We start from the raw sequence: 14,461 nt of genomic DNA on the forward strand, positions 1-14,461 counted from the left end.
AAACGCAAAGTTTTACTATCTCTTTTTTTAATTCTAAGTAAGCAAAGATGGAATCAATTTCATTGATTCTTCTAAGCATGCTGGCTATCCTTTCGCTTCATCAGCGGCATTGCTGCAATCCTTTGCCCCCTCTAATATAATGTAGATCTATTTTAAACTTTGCGTTTAAAAATATGATTCATATTATTTACTCTTCAGTGCCGCCACCTCATCCGAGCTGGCAAAAGCTCCACCATCAGTAATGGCCGAAGAGTGGAAGTAACCAGCTTTTGTAACAGCTCTTGTTTCTTCGATATTGGATGAACGTAACCCGCCTCCTACAAGAATTTCAATTCTTCCATTGGAAAGCTCAACCAGTTTTTTCAGATTTTCTTTTCCTTCAGACACATTGGGTTTCTGGCCGGAAGTAAGAATGGTTGTAAAGCCACATTCTATTACTTTTTCTAAAGATTCTTCCAGACTTGCAGCGCGGTCAAACGCCCGGTGAAATGTACACGGAAGTGGTGATGCCAATTCTACTAAAGCTTTATTCTGTTCAATATTAACCTCATCATTTTCATCCAGAATACCGAATACAAAACCGTCAGCATGTAAAGATTTCAAGTGAACAAGGTCATTTTTCATCTGTTCAAATTCTGAATCGGAATAGGTAAAATCTCCACCTCTCGGACGGATCATTACAAAAATCGGGATTGTAATTTTTTCGCGAAGCTGCTTCATGGTTTCAAAATCTGGAGTCGTTCCTCCTTCACTGAGTCCATCACATAATTCTATTCTATCTGCCCCATTTTCAAAAGCGATAACCGCTGATTGAGGATTAAAACACGCTATTTCTATTTTTGACATGGTATGTATCTGTTTAATTCTACTTCGGCTCATCCTGCAATACATCTGCAATCAAAAAGGAACCGTTTTCTTTTACTACTTTTATTACTGATGGGTATTGGGCTTTAAAACCATCATCTCTCAACACGACATTGAAAATATATTCATCTTTTGAAGAGGATTTTAATTCACAGCTTCCAACTTCAATCTTGTTCCAATCTTGTGCTGTGATTAAAAAACCAACTCCAATTCCTGCTTTTTGGGTATCAAACTTGGATTTCCATTTATCCTCAAATTCTTTTTCAGTAAGGCTTCCATCGACATCCATATCTACATTTGCAGCATCCGTTTTATACTCGAAATAGTCTTTCGTTGTCATCTTCTGCCTATTCTTTTCTTCACTTCCGAGATCAGCTTTAAAGTAGTCTACAATACTTGTCTTCAACCATTTTTGGGCTTCTTCTCCTTCATTGGCGTCATTGTTCAACACTACCTTTTCTTTTATCTGCTGTGGTTCTACAACATTTTTAGTCTCCTTCTTTTCTTCCTTGCATGCAATAATCAGAAATAGGGAAGCGATAATCGTTCTTTTCATATTTTTCTATGTTTTGGCTAAAGCCCATAGGCTGTCATCGATTTGATTAAATGGGGCTAAGGCCCATTCCTATTGAATTTTTAATTATTTTTTGTTAGAATAACACAAAAGCACAAAGATTTTCCCTAAAGTATTTTTAAGGTGCAACGATTTTATTTTCGATAAAATATATTTGTAATTCTTTGTAATGTGGCTCCTATCATGCAGTTACTTTAAAGCAAATTCCGGTGTTTCAAGGCGATTTCCTTTCTGATCATACACGGCAAAATTGAATCCGTCCTGAATACAGTAAGAACCATATTCTCCTTTTTTATTGATCGCGATAAAACCAACCTGAATATCCTTCAGATTTTTGTTTCTGCGCTGAGTGATCTTTACAATCCTATCTACAGCTTCTTTACACGCTTCCTGCGGGTTTCTGCCTTGTCTCATCAACTCCACGACAAGATGAGTTCCTACTGTTCTTATCACTTCTTCACCATGACCTGTTGCGGTAGCCGCTCCTACTTCGTTATCTACAAACAGACCTGCCCCGATGATCGGGGAATCTCCTACTCTGCCATGCATTTTAAAAGCCATTCCACTGGTAGTACAGGCTCCGGAAAGATTTCCCTGTGCATCCAACGCAATCATTCCTATGGTATCGTGATTTTCAATATTGGCAATAGGTTTATACTGACTGGTTTTCAACCATTCTTTCCATTCTTTTTCGGATTCCGAAGTAAGAAGATTTTCTTTTTTAAATCCTTGTGAAAGGGCAAATTGCAAAGCTCCGTCTCCTACCAGCATAACGTGAGGCGTTTTTTCCATTACAGCTCTGGCAACGGAAATTGGGTTCTTCACATGCTCAAGACATGCTACTGAACCAATATTATAATTTTCATCCATGATACAGGCATCCAGCGTTACTCTCCCATCTCTGTCCGGGCGGCCTCCATACCCGACACTCCTTTCTTTAGGATCTAATTCTACAAGACGAACTCCTTTTTCAACCGCATCCAAAGCCTTTCCTCCTTTTCCAAGGATCGTCCATGCTTCTTCGTTGGCTTTTAATCCAAAATTCCAGGTAGAGAGGACAATCGGTTTGTTTACAGCTGTGACAGTAGGTTCAGGTAATTCGGCAGCCATTAGATCCAACGGGTTTACGGCAAGTGCGGCTGTTGCAATTCCCAGTTTTTTTATAAAACTTCTTCGGTTATTGTTCATGGTATCTCAAATTGTATAATACCCACAAATCTAAAAAAAACTTCTATGAAATCCTCATGGCAAATCAACGAATATCCGTGTATTATTTTTATTTATCTTTACTGCTGTAATGGACTCATTTAAAACTTTCAGGAATATCTCTTTTTTTCAGGAACTCTCTGATGAGGAAATTACTATTTTGGTCAATATCAGTACCCCAAAACGGCTTCGAAAAAAGGAAAAGCTGGTAGAACCCGGTAAGCCTTTCAATCAATTATTCATTCTTTCTCATGGGTTATTAAGGTTTTTCTTTGATGATGAAGACGGGGTTGAAAGCAATCTTTTTCTCCCTTCTGAAAAGGAAGCGGCTATTATGGAAAGCCCAGAGTCTTATTCCAATGAGAACGAGGGAAAATATACGATAGAAGCCGTATTAGAAAGCCAAATTTTCCTGTTCAACAAGAGTGAATTTGAGGAGGCAGCATTTCAGCACAGGGGTATTTATAATGTATATCTCAAATCATTAAAACAGATCATCAGTATCTTAAAAATACGTACGGAACAGTTTTGTTCTACTTCTCCGCATTCCCGGTATGAAGAGTTTCTGGAGACCCGCCCTTTTACTTCTCAGAACGCCAACAGAAAGTATATTGCCAATTTTCTGGGCATTACTCCCAACTCTCTTTCAAGGATGACAGCCCGTATCCATAAAAAAAGGAACGAAAGAAAAAAATAACTTAGGAATACTTTTTCTCACTTTATTCATTCTATTTTTGCTTAATCAAAATACTATTACACAGATAATTAAAAGCAAAATGAGAAAAATATCACCTAAAAAACACTTTATCTATTGAATCACCTTTAATCTTTCTTAAGATTCATAGTAACCAGGCGGATAAATACTGACAGCCGGGTTACTCCCTTGTTTACATTTCATTATTACCCTATACAATTATTTTATGCAAAGAACATCCCTACTTCTTTGTCTGCTGTTATCATGCAATTTTGTTCAGGCATCAACAGGCAATTTAGAAGACAATATAGCGAATGCTGCTTCATGGTTAATTCTACTTGTTTTACCTCTTGCAGGAATTTATCTTTTCTGGAAAGTTCACATTTATCCGGAAAAGGTAGCTGAGAAAAAGAACCATCCTCAGCTAAAAGCCATAAAAAGTATGTGCCTCCTTTCCCTTGTTTTTGGAGGCCTTTTATGGCCGGTTGCCTTGATCTGGGCCAACTATGAATATGGAATTCAAGATCCTTCAATAGCGGAAAACACAGATCCTACTGAAGAAGAATTTAAAACTCTCGAAAATTAAAAAATATGCTGGAATTACTCGTCGCAATATATGCCGGAATATGCTGGCTTCTTATTAAAAAATTAAAACTGATCCCCTGGACATTTACTACACAGGTGGTAGTATATTCATTGCCCATCTTCGGATCTATTGCTTTAATCTTAAGCTTAAATTACTACTGCCCTATCACCTCTGATGTAAAGGTAGGAAACAGAAGTGTGGATATTACTACCCAGGTTTTGGGAAAGGTGAAAAAAGTATATGTAACGACCAATCAGGAAGTAAAAAAAGGAGATACCTTATTTGTACTGGACAGAGAACCTTATGTACAGGAAATAAAGTCTCTGGAAGCCAAGCTAAGTAATATAAAGGCTACTGTAAGTGCTTATGATACAGACATCTCAGCTTCCAGAAAAAACATTACAGGTTTACAGTCACAGCTGGATCTTGCAAACAAAAGAGCCGCTCAGTACAAAGAACTGGTGGAAGCAGGAGCGGCCAATAAATTTGATCTTGAGCAGGCGATCACCAATGTACAGGATCTTCAATCCCGAATCAGTGCTGCACAATCACAGCAGCAATCTTTGGAAACCAAGTCCAATGCTTCTTATGGTGGAGAGAATTCATCAGTATCTGAAATTCAGGCAAAGCTGGACCAGGCAAAGTGGAATCTTTCCCAAACGGTTGTTCTGGCTCCTACAGATGGAATAATTCCCAATGTTCAGCTGAATGAAGGAGCGATCATGGCCCCTTTCAAATCTGCATTTGTTCTGATTCAAAAGCAACAGTCTGTGATTGGATTTTTTGCACAGAACGAACTGGAGACAGTAAAAAACGGAAATGAAGTAGAGCTGGCTCTTAAAACAGAACCGGGAAAAGTAGTGAAAGCCCGACTCGAATATGTCATTGACGCTACCAGTCAGGGAATCATGAATAATGCAGGAGGGATGCTGGGAGGGAACGGTTCTACGGCCGGACTGCCTGATACCGCCAGACAATTACCCGAAACTGATGGAAAACTTATTGCCAAGTTTGTATTGGAAGACAGTCAGAAACAGCTCACCGTTGGGGCAAGAGGAACAGCAGTTATCTATTCTGATCATATTAAACCCCTCCATCTTATCCGAAAAGTAATGGTGCGTGTCAACAGTAAAATCAACTATCTGATTCCTAAACTTCATTAACATGTACAAAAAAATAGTTTTACTGAGTATACTTTCCATAAGTTTAAGCTCGTGTATCGGTTATAAAGAACCTACGCAGGAAAATATGAATCAGCTTAAAAAAAAGAGTGAAGTAGCTTCTCATATAGAAATTCCGGACGAATGGATCTTTGATAGAAAAGCAAATTCAAGATCAATTTCCTATGACTGGATCGATGATCTTAAAACACCTCAACTGGAAACCCTGATCAATGAAGGAATGCTTTATAATGTCGATCTTATTATTGCTAAGGAAAAGCTGAATCAGATTGAGCTGGCAATGGAAATTGCAGGAGGTGATCTTTATCCGAGTGTAAGCGCAGTAGCCAATACTTCCAATAATTTAGTGAGTGATACTCAAATCAGACGTCTTGCGTTAAAAGCCAATTGGGAAATTGATCTTTGGGGCAAAAATAAATCTTCACAGATGGCAAGCACCAGCAATTATTTTTCTGCAAAACATCAGAATACCCTGCTGCACCAATCTATTGCAGGGATGATTGCAAAAGCCTACTTTCTGAATATCGCAGGAAATATTCAGGAAGATAAGATTGAAAGTTACATTCAGAAATCTAGAGATCTGGAAAAGCTGTATGTCATTCAAAAGAAAATAGGAACGGCCAATGCGTTGGATATCTCCAATATAACAGCAGAGATTATTTCCCTGCAGGGCTATCTGGAAAAGGTAAAAAATGCAAATGTACAATCCAGAAGATCACTGGAACTGCTTACCGGAAAGTATCCGGAAGGGAAGCTGGCGACCCAGAATTTTTTTAATCCTGCCACTAATAGTATTCCTGAATCTTTTCCCCTTCAGCTTTTAGAGAACAGATCGGATATACAGGCTAGTCATTTTCAGATTGAAAGGGCTTTTTATGAAGTACAGCAGGCAAAAGCCGCAAGGCTTCCTTCATTGAGCATCAGTTCATCTCTGGGCTCTGCCGGAAGTAATGCAGAGTCTATCAATTCTTTGTTTTCCAATCCTTTATTAAAAGTGGGTGGTGGATTAGTTTCTCAGATATTCAACAGCGGAAAGCTAAAAAAGAATGTAGAAATAAAAACCTCCCAGCAGAAACAGGTCGTTGAAGAGTATTCAAAAGCAGTTCTGAATGCTTTGAACGAAGTGGAATCTTCTTTAGCCAATCTCCATTCAATTGAAAAACAGGTTATTTATACGACTAAAGCCGTCAATGAACTGAAAAATAATATTACTCTCACCGAGAAGCAAATAAAGGTAGGCATCAACAACAGTTTTGTATTGATCCGTAAGCAAAGGGATCTATTGAAAAATGAAATGAACCTCATCAATCTTGAACTTCAGTACAGAATAGAGCGCATTAATCTTTATATGGCTTTAGGGGCAGAGAACTTCATTTACTCATAATTTTATACTTTAAAAAAGACTGCTGATTTTTTTCTACAGTCTTTTTGCTTTTAAAATTCTGTATGCGTTTTTATCATTTTAAACCACCCCTGCAAAGGAGAGGAATATAAGTACCTTTGATGGAATATTTGGAAAAATTTACGATTCTTTAGTGTGGTAATTGATCCCGAAAATATCCATATACCCAAGTTCCTGCGATTGCACTTAGAAGGGTAACAGATACTGCTAAAGCACCTGTTCCGATCTGCGCAAAGAGAGGCCCGGGACAGGCTCCGGTAATGGCCCAGCCAAAACCAAATATCAATCCGCCATAAATCTGGCCTTTATTGAACTTTTTAGGAGTCAGTGTAATGGGTTCACCATATATTGTTTTTATCTTGAACTTTTTAATCAGCCCTACTGAAATCATTCCCACCAACACGGCACTTCCAATAATTCCATACATATGGAAAGACTGCAGACGGAACATTTCCTGTATTCTGAACCAGCTGATCACTTCTGCTTTCACAAATATAATTCCAAATATAATCCCTGCAGCAAGGTACTTCAGGTTGTGATACCATTTGCTTTCATTCACACAAACAGTATCCTGATCATGCATGTCCTGTTCATTTTCTTTTATCATGATTTCAAATTCTCTTTAAACATTAAACTTACAGCGAAAGAATAACAGGCAGAATAAAGTTGGCCATTAAAAAACCTCCTATCATAAAGCAAATTGTTGCGACCAAAGAAGGCCACTGCAAATTGGAAAGCCCCATAATAGCATGTCCGCTGGTACATCCTCCCGCATACCTAGTTCCGAAACCAACTAAAAATCCGCCAACCACCATTATGAAAAACCCTCTCCAGGTCAACAGGCTTTCAAAGTTCATCAGCTGTATAGGTACCAGATTCCTGTAATCTGTAATTCCGTAGCCTGCCAATTCGGTTTTCAAATCGGGGTTAAGTGTTATTTCTGCAGGATTAAGCAAAAAATTGGCTGCAATCATTCCTCCGAAAAAGATTCCCAGGACAAAAAATAAATTCCAGGCTTCTTTTTTCCAGTCATATTTGAAAAAGTTTATATCTGCTGGGATACAGGCAGCACAGAGATGCCTTAGTGAGGAACTTATCCCAAAGGATTTATTTCCCATAATCAATAAGGCAGGGACGGTAAGACCGATCAGCGGACCTGCAATATACCATGGCCACGGTTCTTTTATAATCTCCAACATTTCTTCTTTTTTAATCTAATTTATTTAAAATTTTGGTGTGACACACAAAATCACTTTTAGGAATACTTGTTGTGGATGCAATAGCTTTAAAACCACCTTCAATTTCTGTAAAATTCCTATACCCTCTTGCCTGGAGGATGCTTGCAGCCATTGTACTTCTGTACCCGCTTCCACAATACATATAAAAATGTTCTTCCGGCTTTAACTTATTAATCCATTCATTGATATACGCCAAAGGCATGCTGTAAGCTTCATGAATATGTTCTGCATTGTATTCGCTTTCTCTTCTTATATCAATAATTTTTGCTTCATTTTCTTTTATTTCAGTTTCAAACTGCTCCGCAGAGATGCGGTTGACAAAGTCTGTTTCTTTTCCGCTCTTTTCCCAGACTTCAAAACTACCATCCAAAAATCCTAAAATATGGTCGAACCCTACTCTGCTTAATCGGGTTACTGCTTCTTCTTCAGTTCCATTTTCCGTGATCAGTATGATCGGTTGGTTTACATCGGCAATTAAAGCTCCCACCCAAGGGGCAAAGTCACCATCCAATCCTATATTTACTGACTGTGGGATAAAACCTTTGGCAAATTCATAATTGGTTCTTACATCTAAAATCAAAGCTCCTGAGACTTCTGCAATTTCCTCAAACTGTTCCGGGGAAAGAGGATTCAGGCCCTGAGAAAGGACTTTATCAAAACTTCTGTATCCTTTTTTATTCATCATGACATTCATCCCGAAATAAGCTGGAGGAGGTAGAAGTCCGTCTATCACTTCTTTTATAAAACTTTGTCTGTCTTTCTGATTCAGGGCATAGTTGGTTTTCTTCTGATTCCCAAGTGTATCTACCGTTTCTTTCTGCATATTTTTACCACAGGCTGAACCGGCTCCATGCGCTGGATATACAGTAATATCATCGTTTAAAGGCAGAATTTTATGGTACAAACTATCATATAAAAGTCCGGCCAGTTCTTCCTGAGTCATATTCGGCCCTTTTTGTGCCAGATCTGGACGGCCTACATCTCCCAGGAATAAAGTATCTCCGCTGAAAAGTGCTTTTTCAACGCCATCTTCATCAATCAACAGATAGCATGAGCTCTCAAGAGTGTGTCCCGGTGTATGAAGAACTTTGATTGTAATATTTCCTATTTCAAATATCTGATGATCTTCTGCAATGATGGCCTCAAATTCAGGAGCCGCAGTGGGGCCATACACAACCGGAGCAGCTGTTTTATTGCTTAAATCAAGATGTCCACTGACAAAATCAGCATGAAAATGGGTTTCAAAAATGTATTTCAACTGTACATCATCTTCTTTCAATCTATTGATATAAGGCTGTGTTTCTCTTAAAGGATCAATGATTGCTGCTTCTCCGGCTGAAGTAATATAATAAGCTCCCTGCGCCAGGCATCCTGTATAAATCTGTTCTATTTTCATTCTATTTTTTTTGATGTTGTTATCTCATACAAATCTCCGCCTTTCTTTTTTCCTCTACAGTTACTTTTGTTACATAAGAAATTTAAAGAAATATCTCTTTGGTAATAATATAAATGCCCATTATAAGGATAAACCATCCGAATGCCGGTTTAAGCTTCTTTCCGTCTATCTTTTTTGACAACTGTGAGCCTGCTATAATTCCTGCAACGGCAATAGCTGTAATGGAAATCAATAGTTTCCATTCTATTTTTACATGGTTTACCGAAGACACGAAACCGATCAAAGAATTGAAGGAGATAATGACTAAAGAAGTTCCTATCGCGATCTTCATTGGAATTTTCAAAAGGTTGACCAATGCAGGAATGATCATAAAACCTCCTCCAGCGCCTACCAATCCTGTTAAAACACCAACTATTGAACCCTGTCCTGCTGCCCGCAAAGCATTTTTTTTATTAATGCTTTCTAAGGATTCTTTTGAGGAATTGCTTTTGATCATTTTATAGGATGCCAGAATCATTAAGCCTGCAAAAACCAATAATAAAAAGATATTTCTGGTCATGATAAAATTCTGTATTCGAAATACCTCCTGAGGAATTAAAGGAAGAATATATATTCTGGTCAGAAAGATGGAGATAACAGACGGAATTCCAAATATCAAAGCTATCCTAAAATTGATCAACCCTTTTTTAAAATACGATACAGAGCCCACCAAACTACTAATTCCCACCACAAAGAGTGAATATTCTGTTGCAAGAAAAGCATCTATTCCAAAGAGATAAACAAGAACAGGAACAGTGAGAATGCTCCCTCCACCTCCTATTAAACCAAGAGAAACACCTATTAAAACAGCTGCTGCATATCCTATAATTTCCATTTCACTATTCCAATATTCTGATACAAAAATGGAAATGTGGGAAGAAAGCTACAGCTACTTTTGTTACATAAGGGGATTTTTTAACACAAATGGACACTAATATGTTCACAAAGGACACAAAGAAGTTAGAGTAATTCCTCTTCTTTGAGATTGCTTCACCTTCGGTTCGCAATGACTTTGACTATCCCGTCAAAAATTTTTAAAATTTTTGCCTCCCCTCAGGAGAATGTGAATACCTTTGATTGAAGTGAGAGTTATGAGTTCAGGGTTTTCAGGAGGGTGATTTTGTTTCTGCCCAACTTCAGTTTTCCGTCTTCTTCCAGCTGTTTCAGAAGTCTTGACACCACTACCCTTGCGGTTCCCAACTCATTTGCCAGCTGTTCATGGGTTGTATTGATGATTTCAGAATGGGTAAGTTCTGATTTTTTCTGCAACAGATTCAGAAGTCTTTCATCAACTTTTTTGAAAGCAATTGCATTGATGATATCCAATAGTTCTTCAAATCTTTTATGATAGAGTCTGAAAATATAGTCTAACCATTCAGGGTGTTCTTTGATAAATAAAGACACTTTATCTACGGGTAAAAAAAGGATTTCGGCATCTTCTTCAATCTCGGCTTTTACAATGCTTTTTTCATTGTGCATCCCACCGAGGAAAGACATGATACAGCTTTCTCCTGCTTTGATGTAATACAGTAAAATTTCACGCCCGTCTTCTTCAGTTCTGATGACTTTCAACATTCCTTTCATCACAATAGGAATGGAACGGATGGAAGCATTTTCATCTAAAATAATATCACCTTCATGATAGTTTTTGGTTGTACCATACTGATACAGCTTTTCTACCAGATCCGGTGATGATGAAAATTCGGAAGAAAGTACAGTGTCGTCCTTCATTTTATTATTTTAATTGGGCTAATTTACACCAATTTCATCTACAAACAGCCATGCCTTTGAATCTGCTCCGGGGTTTCCAGCCGGAATAATTCCTGCATTTTCAATACTTACCTTCAGGTATTTTGCATTTTGTGCACCTACAGTTAATCTGATTTTCCCTTTGGCATTTTGGATCTCTGCAGTGGCAATTTCTTTAATCATTTTAAAATTCTTGTTATCGTCAGAAACAAAAATTTTTGCAGATTTAGCAAGATGAATCCAGCTTCCTTTATTTTCAAGAGTATTAAAATAAACTTCTGAAAAGGCTGTTTTCTGACCAAAATCTATAGTTGCCACCACATCTTTTCCCTGAAAACCAAGCCATGTTTTACCGAGCTGTTTTACATTTCCGATAATACCGTCTACTAAGGTAAAAGCACCGCCAAAAGAATAGTTTTCACTTGGCTGCTGCTCAAGACTTATGTTTTTCCCTGTAGTCTTTGAAACCGTAAACTGCTGTGTAGAAACGGCGCTCTTCAACTGACCATTTTCAAAGTAAGCAGATTTTATCGTTAAAGAATTAGGAATCTGAACTGCATTTTGGTAGGTTTTAGAATTGATAGAAGGGTCTGTTCCATCCAACGTGTATCTGATCCCGTTTGAGTTCTGTGAAGTTGATAGTTCGTAGGCAATACCGTTATTCGAAGGAACTACTTTTCCCGTGATATTATAAATGCTTTTCGCATAGTTTACCTTCATTTTATCCAGAACTTTAAACTGATTGATCACCCTGTTTTCAAATTCTTTATAATTCTTAGGATCTGATGTTCCCCAACCTACTTCAGAAAGGGCCATTAATCTTGGAAAGATCATATACTGTACCTGTTTAAAGTCCAAAATATATTCTGTCCACAAGTTGGCCTGAACTCCCATGATATATTTAGCCTGTTCTGCATTCAGTTCGGAAGGAATAGGATTGTAAGAGTAAACTTTATCTAAAGGAGTAAAACCACCAAAAGCATTAGGCTCTGACTGCGGATCTCCCTGATAATGGTCGAAATAACAGAATGCTCCTGGTGTCATGACGGCAAAATGTTTTGATTTTGCAGCTTCAATACCTCCATTTACCCCTGTCCAGCTCATTACAGCAGCATTCGGAGCCAAACCGCCTTCTAAAATTTCGTCCCAACCAATAATTTTTCGTCCTTTACTGTTGACATATTTTTCAATTCGATGAATAAAATAACTTTGTAAACCGTGCTCATCTTTTAAATTATTTTTCTTGATCAGTTCCTGGCAGTGCGCACATTCTTTCCATCTTGTTTTCGGGCACTCGTCACCACCAATGTGAATGTATTGGGATGGAAATAACTTAATCACTTCATCCAGAACATTTTCCAAAAATGTAAACGTTTCATCTTTCGGACAGAAAACATCATCAAAAACCCCCCATTTTGTAGCAGATTCAAAAGGTCCTTTTGTACATGCCAATTCAGGATACGCAGATAACGCTGCCAGCGCATGTCCCGGCATTTCTATTTCCGGAACTACCGTAATATATCTTTCCTGAGCATATTTTACCACCTCTTTTATCTGTTCCTGAGTGTAGAAATACGGTCCGTAAGGCTTTCCATCAAATGTATTGTCAACATAAGCCCCAATCATGGATTCTTTACGTTTTGAACCTATTTGAGTCAATTTTGGGTATTTTTTGATCTCAATTCTCCATCCCTGGTCGTCTGTTAAATGCCAATGAAATGTATTCAGTTTGTACATTGCCAGATAATCGATATACTGTTTCACTTCTTCTACAGTAAAAAAGTGGCGGCAGACATCCAGATGCATTCCTCTCCATACAAACTTCGGCTGATCTTCGATCTTCATTGCCGGAATTTTTTTAGCTTCTTTATATTGTTCAAAAACCTGAATCAAAGTTTGCAGAGCCAGGAAATATCCTTGTTGGGTATAAGATTTTACATGAATCTGTTTTGGAGAAATTTCTATTGAATAATATTCTTTTTTCTGTTCAGCATCTGCTGCCGAAGCCGGAGGAATTATAGAGTTCGTGATATCAATCCTTCCCCCCTTTTGAACATCCTTAAAGGTAAACTGAGATACATGTTTTTTGAAATATTCCGTTTCTTCTTTTGGTAAATCACTACTTAATATTAAAGTTTCAGGGATTATAAATTCTCCCTGCGAAAATTCAACTTTTTGAGGATAAGGAATTAGATTCAATTTATTTTGGGCAAAAATTACGTTTGAAATCAATACAAAAAATACTATAAAAGTCCGTATCATTAGATGTGGTTAAGGTTTGAGCTAAGATAATTATTTTTCAAAACTCTTGGAACCTTTTTAAAAACAAAATTTAGGCATCTTCAATTGCTTAGATTCTTGTGAGATGGATCGTTTACAGTTTGTTAAATCATGTGCCTAGAAATTGTTCTACTGTATTCTGTGTATTATGGTTTGCTTTTTGATAAGTTTAGACGATTTTAAAAATTAAAACAATTAAATTTGTAAAAAAAATACGATGAAAAAAAACATTTTTCTGGCAGCGGGAATATTATTCTCAATATCAACACAAGCACAAATTTTAGATATCATAAAATCTACCGTTAAAAACAAAACGGGTGTAGATCTTAATGTTCCGGTAAAAAATAACGGTACTGCAACTTCTACTACTACAACTACCACTGCAGGTAACACCAACAACTCATCTGCTAATCTTGGAAATCTTACTTCCACTCAAATTTCTTCGGGCTTAAAAGAGGCTTTAAACATTGGAGTTACAGATGGTGTAAAAAAGCTGGCAGTAACGGATGGCTTTTTCAAAAATGAGGCTGTAAAAATTTTAATGCCTGAAAAGTTAAGAAAAATTGATACCACTTTACGTTCCATCGGTATGGGAAGTCTTGCTGATGAAGGTGTGAAACTTTTAAACAGAGCAGCTGAAGATGCCGTAACACAAGCGGCTCCTATTTTCACCAATGCTATTACTTCCATGACAATCACGGATGCCAAGAATATTTTATTAGGCAGTAATAATGCTGCAACAAGTTACCTTCAGGGGAAAACCCAGACTCAACTGTTTAATGCTTTCCAGCCTAAAGTAAAGGCTTCATTAGGAAAAGTAGGTGCTGATACGCTTTGGAAAAACCTGATTTCAAAATACAATACGTTTACAGGACAATCTGTGACCACTGACCTCAACGAATATGTGACGACAGAAACCATCAACGGGGTATTCAAAATGGTTGCCGATAAAGAGAGCGGAATCAGAGATACACCTGCCATGAGAACAACGAGCATTCTGCAGAAGGTTTTTGGGGCGCAGGATGGGAAATAATTTAGGTGTAAGATATTAGAGGTTAGGTTGAAATACTAACCGTTAAGATATAAAAGCTGTCTCGTTGATGAGATAGCTTTTTTGTTGGGTTTTAATTTCTTTTGTCTTAAAGCAAAAGAAACAAAAATTCAAGACCTGGATCTCTTCGCTAAAAATAAATCCTGTTCTCTAAAAATTCTAAACTTGCGCGAATTCCATATTTCTTAATCAGTTCTGAAT

At 37.6% G+C, this 14,461-nt stretch carries 14 protein-coding genes; 5 read left to right on the top strand and 9 right to left on the bottom strand.

What is annotated here, in order from left to right:
- Positions 1–183: 183 nt before the first annotated feature.
- The 3 genes from AC07UM_RS04100 to AC07UM_RS04110 form a co-directional block, all read right to left on the bottom strand.
- A complete protein-coding gene (locus tag AC07UM_RS04100; protein ID WP_494682362.1) occupies positions 184–846 on the bottom strand; it encodes a copper homeostasis protein CutC in 663 nt (220 codons plus the stop codon).
- A gap of 19 nt (positions 847–865) precedes the next feature.
- Positions 866–1,420: a hypothetical protein gene (locus AC07UM_RS04105; RefSeq protein ID WP_494682361.1), complete on the bottom strand. Its 555-nt coding sequence runs from the start codon at positions 1,418–1,420 to the stop codon at positions 866–868.
- A 207-nt stretch (positions 1,421–1,627) separates the two neighbouring features.
- Positions 1,628–2,626 carry an isoaspartyl peptidase/L-asparaginase family protein gene (locus tag AC07UM_RS04110; RefSeq protein ID WP_494682360.1) on the bottom strand — a complete coding sequence of 333 codons (999 nt, stop codon included), beginning with the start codon at positions 2,624–2,626 and terminating at the stop codon, positions 1,628–1,630.
- A gap of 109 nt (positions 2,627–2,735) precedes the next feature.
- Here AC07UM_RS04110 and AC07UM_RS04115 point away from each other — a divergent pair, with 109 nt between their 5' ends.
- From AC07UM_RS04115 to AC07UM_RS04130, 4 genes are all read left to right on the top strand, one after another.
- Positions 2,736–3,341, top strand: coding sequence for a Crp/Fnr family transcriptional regulator (locus tag AC07UM_RS04115; protein WP_494682359.1), 606 nt, complete (start codon positions 2,736–2,738; stop codon positions 3,339–3,341).
- Positions 3,342–3,564: 223 nt separating this feature from the next.
- Positions 3,565–3,924, top strand: coding sequence for a DUF3302 domain-containing protein (locus tag AC07UM_RS04120; RefSeq protein ID WP_494682358.1), 360 nt, complete (start codon positions 3,565–3,567; stop codon positions 3,922–3,924).
- Positions 3,925–3,929: 5 nt separating this feature from the next.
- On the top strand, positions 3,930–5,087 hold the full coding sequence (locus tag AC07UM_RS04125) for an HlyD family secretion protein (protein WP_494682357.1): 1,158 nt from the start codon (positions 3,930–3,932) through the stop codon (positions 5,085–5,087).
- A 1-nt stretch (position 5,088) separates the two neighbouring features.
- Complete coding sequence (locus tag AC07UM_RS04130) at positions 5,089–6,489, top strand: TolC family protein (protein ID WP_494682356.1); 1,401 nt, start codon at positions 5,089–5,091, stop codon at positions 6,487–6,489.
- 148 nt (positions 6,490–6,637) lie between these two features.
- On the opposite strand, the gene AC07UM_RS04135 is transcribed toward AC07UM_RS04130, so the two are convergent.
- From AC07UM_RS04135 to AC07UM_RS04160, 6 genes are all read right to left on the bottom strand, one after another.
- The gene (locus tag AC07UM_RS04135) at positions 6,638–7,114 is read right to left on the bottom strand and encodes a DUF6691 family protein (RefSeq protein ID WP_494682355.1); all 477 of its coding nucleotides are present in this window, start codon (positions 7,112–7,114) and stop codon (positions 6,638–6,640) included.
- A gap of 28 nt (positions 7,115–7,142) precedes the next feature.
- Positions 7,143–7,706: a YeeE/YedE family protein gene (locus tag AC07UM_RS04140; RefSeq protein ID WP_494682354.1), complete on the bottom strand. Its 564-nt coding sequence runs from the start codon at positions 7,704–7,706 to the stop codon at positions 7,143–7,145.
- Positions 7,707–7,716: 10 nt separating this feature from the next.
- Complete coding sequence (locus tag AC07UM_RS04145; protein WP_494682353.1) at positions 7,717–9,141, bottom strand: MBL fold metallo-hydrolase; 1,425 nt, start codon at positions 9,139–9,141, stop codon at positions 7,717–7,719.
- A gap of 82 nt (positions 9,142–9,223) precedes the next feature.
- A complete protein-coding gene (locus AC07UM_RS04150) occupies positions 9,224–10,015 on the bottom strand; it encodes a sulfite exporter TauE/SafE family protein (RefSeq protein ID WP_494682352.1) in 792 nt (263 codons plus the stop codon).
- Positions 10,016–10,269: 254 nt separating this feature from the next.
- A complete protein-coding gene (locus AC07UM_RS04155; RefSeq protein WP_494682351.1) occupies positions 10,270–10,911 on the bottom strand; it encodes a Crp/Fnr family transcriptional regulator in 642 nt (213 codons plus the stop codon).
- 18 nt (positions 10,912–10,929) lie between these two features.
- Positions 10,930–13,191, bottom strand: a complete 2,262-nt coding sequence (locus AC07UM_RS04160) for a glycoside hydrolase family 20 protein (protein ID WP_494682350.1) — start codon at positions 13,189–13,191, stop codon at positions 10,930–10,932.
- Positions 13,192–13,426: 235 nt separating this feature from the next.
- Between AC07UM_RS04160 and AC07UM_RS04165 the strand changes: the two genes are divergently transcribed.
- The gene (locus AC07UM_RS04165; RefSeq protein WP_494682349.1) at positions 13,427–14,242 is read left to right on the top strand and encodes a DUF4197 domain-containing protein; all 816 of its coding nucleotides are present in this window, start codon (positions 13,427–13,429) and stop codon (positions 14,240–14,242) included.
- Positions 14,243–14,461: the final 219 nt, after the last annotated feature.

Source organism: Chryseobacterium sp. GW821-FHT04C04 (genome assembly GCF_059420365.1).

Coding starts and splice junctions, on each gene's coding strand:
- AC07UM_RS04100 (WP_494682362.1), bottom strand. CDS start 846: ATGTCAAAAATAGAAATAGCGTGTTTTAATCCTCAATCAGCGGTTATC.
- AC07UM_RS04105 (WP_494682361.1), bottom strand. CDS start 1,420: ATGAAAAGAACGATTATCGCTTCCCTATTTCTGATTATTGCATGCAAG.
- AC07UM_RS04110 (WP_494682360.1), bottom strand. CDS start 2,626: ATGAACAATAACCGAAGAAGTTTTATAAAAAAACTGGGAATTGCAACA.
- AC07UM_RS04115 (WP_494682359.1), top strand. CDS start 2,736: ATGGACTCATTTAAAACTTTCAGGAATATCTCTTTTTTTCAGGAACTC.
- AC07UM_RS04120 (WP_494682358.1), top strand. CDS start 3,565: ATGCAAAGAACATCCCTACTTCTTTGTCTGCTGTTATCATGCAATTTT.
- AC07UM_RS04125 (WP_494682357.1), top strand. CDS start 3,930: ATGCTGGAATTACTCGTCGCAATATATGCCGGAATATGCTGGCTTCTT.
- AC07UM_RS04130 (WP_494682356.1), top strand. CDS start 5,089: ATGTACAAAAAAATAGTTTTACTGAGTATACTTTCCATAAGTTTAAGC.
- AC07UM_RS04135 (WP_494682355.1), bottom strand. CDS start 7,114: ATGATAAAAGAAAATGAACAGGACATGCATGATCAGGATACTGTTTGT.
- AC07UM_RS04140 (WP_494682354.1), bottom strand. CDS start 7,706: ATGTTGGAGATTATAAAAGAACCGTGGCCATGGTATATTGCAGGTCCG.
- AC07UM_RS04145 (WP_494682353.1), bottom strand. CDS start 9,141: ATGAAAATAGAACAGATTTATACAGGATGCCTGGCGCAGGGAGCTTAT.
- AC07UM_RS04150 (WP_494682352.1), bottom strand. CDS start 10,015: ATGGAAATTATAGGATATGCAGCAGCTGTTTTAATAGGTGTTTCTCTT.
- AC07UM_RS04155 (WP_494682351.1), bottom strand. CDS start 10,911: ATGAAGGACGACACTGTACTTTCTTCCGAATTTTCATCATCACCGGAT.
- AC07UM_RS04160 (WP_494682350.1), bottom strand. CDS start 13,191: ATGATACGGACTTTTATAGTATTTTTTGTATTGATTTCAAACGTAATT.
- AC07UM_RS04165 (WP_494682349.1), top strand. CDS start 13,427: ATGAAAAAAAACATTTTTCTGGCAGCGGGAATATTATTCTCAATATCA.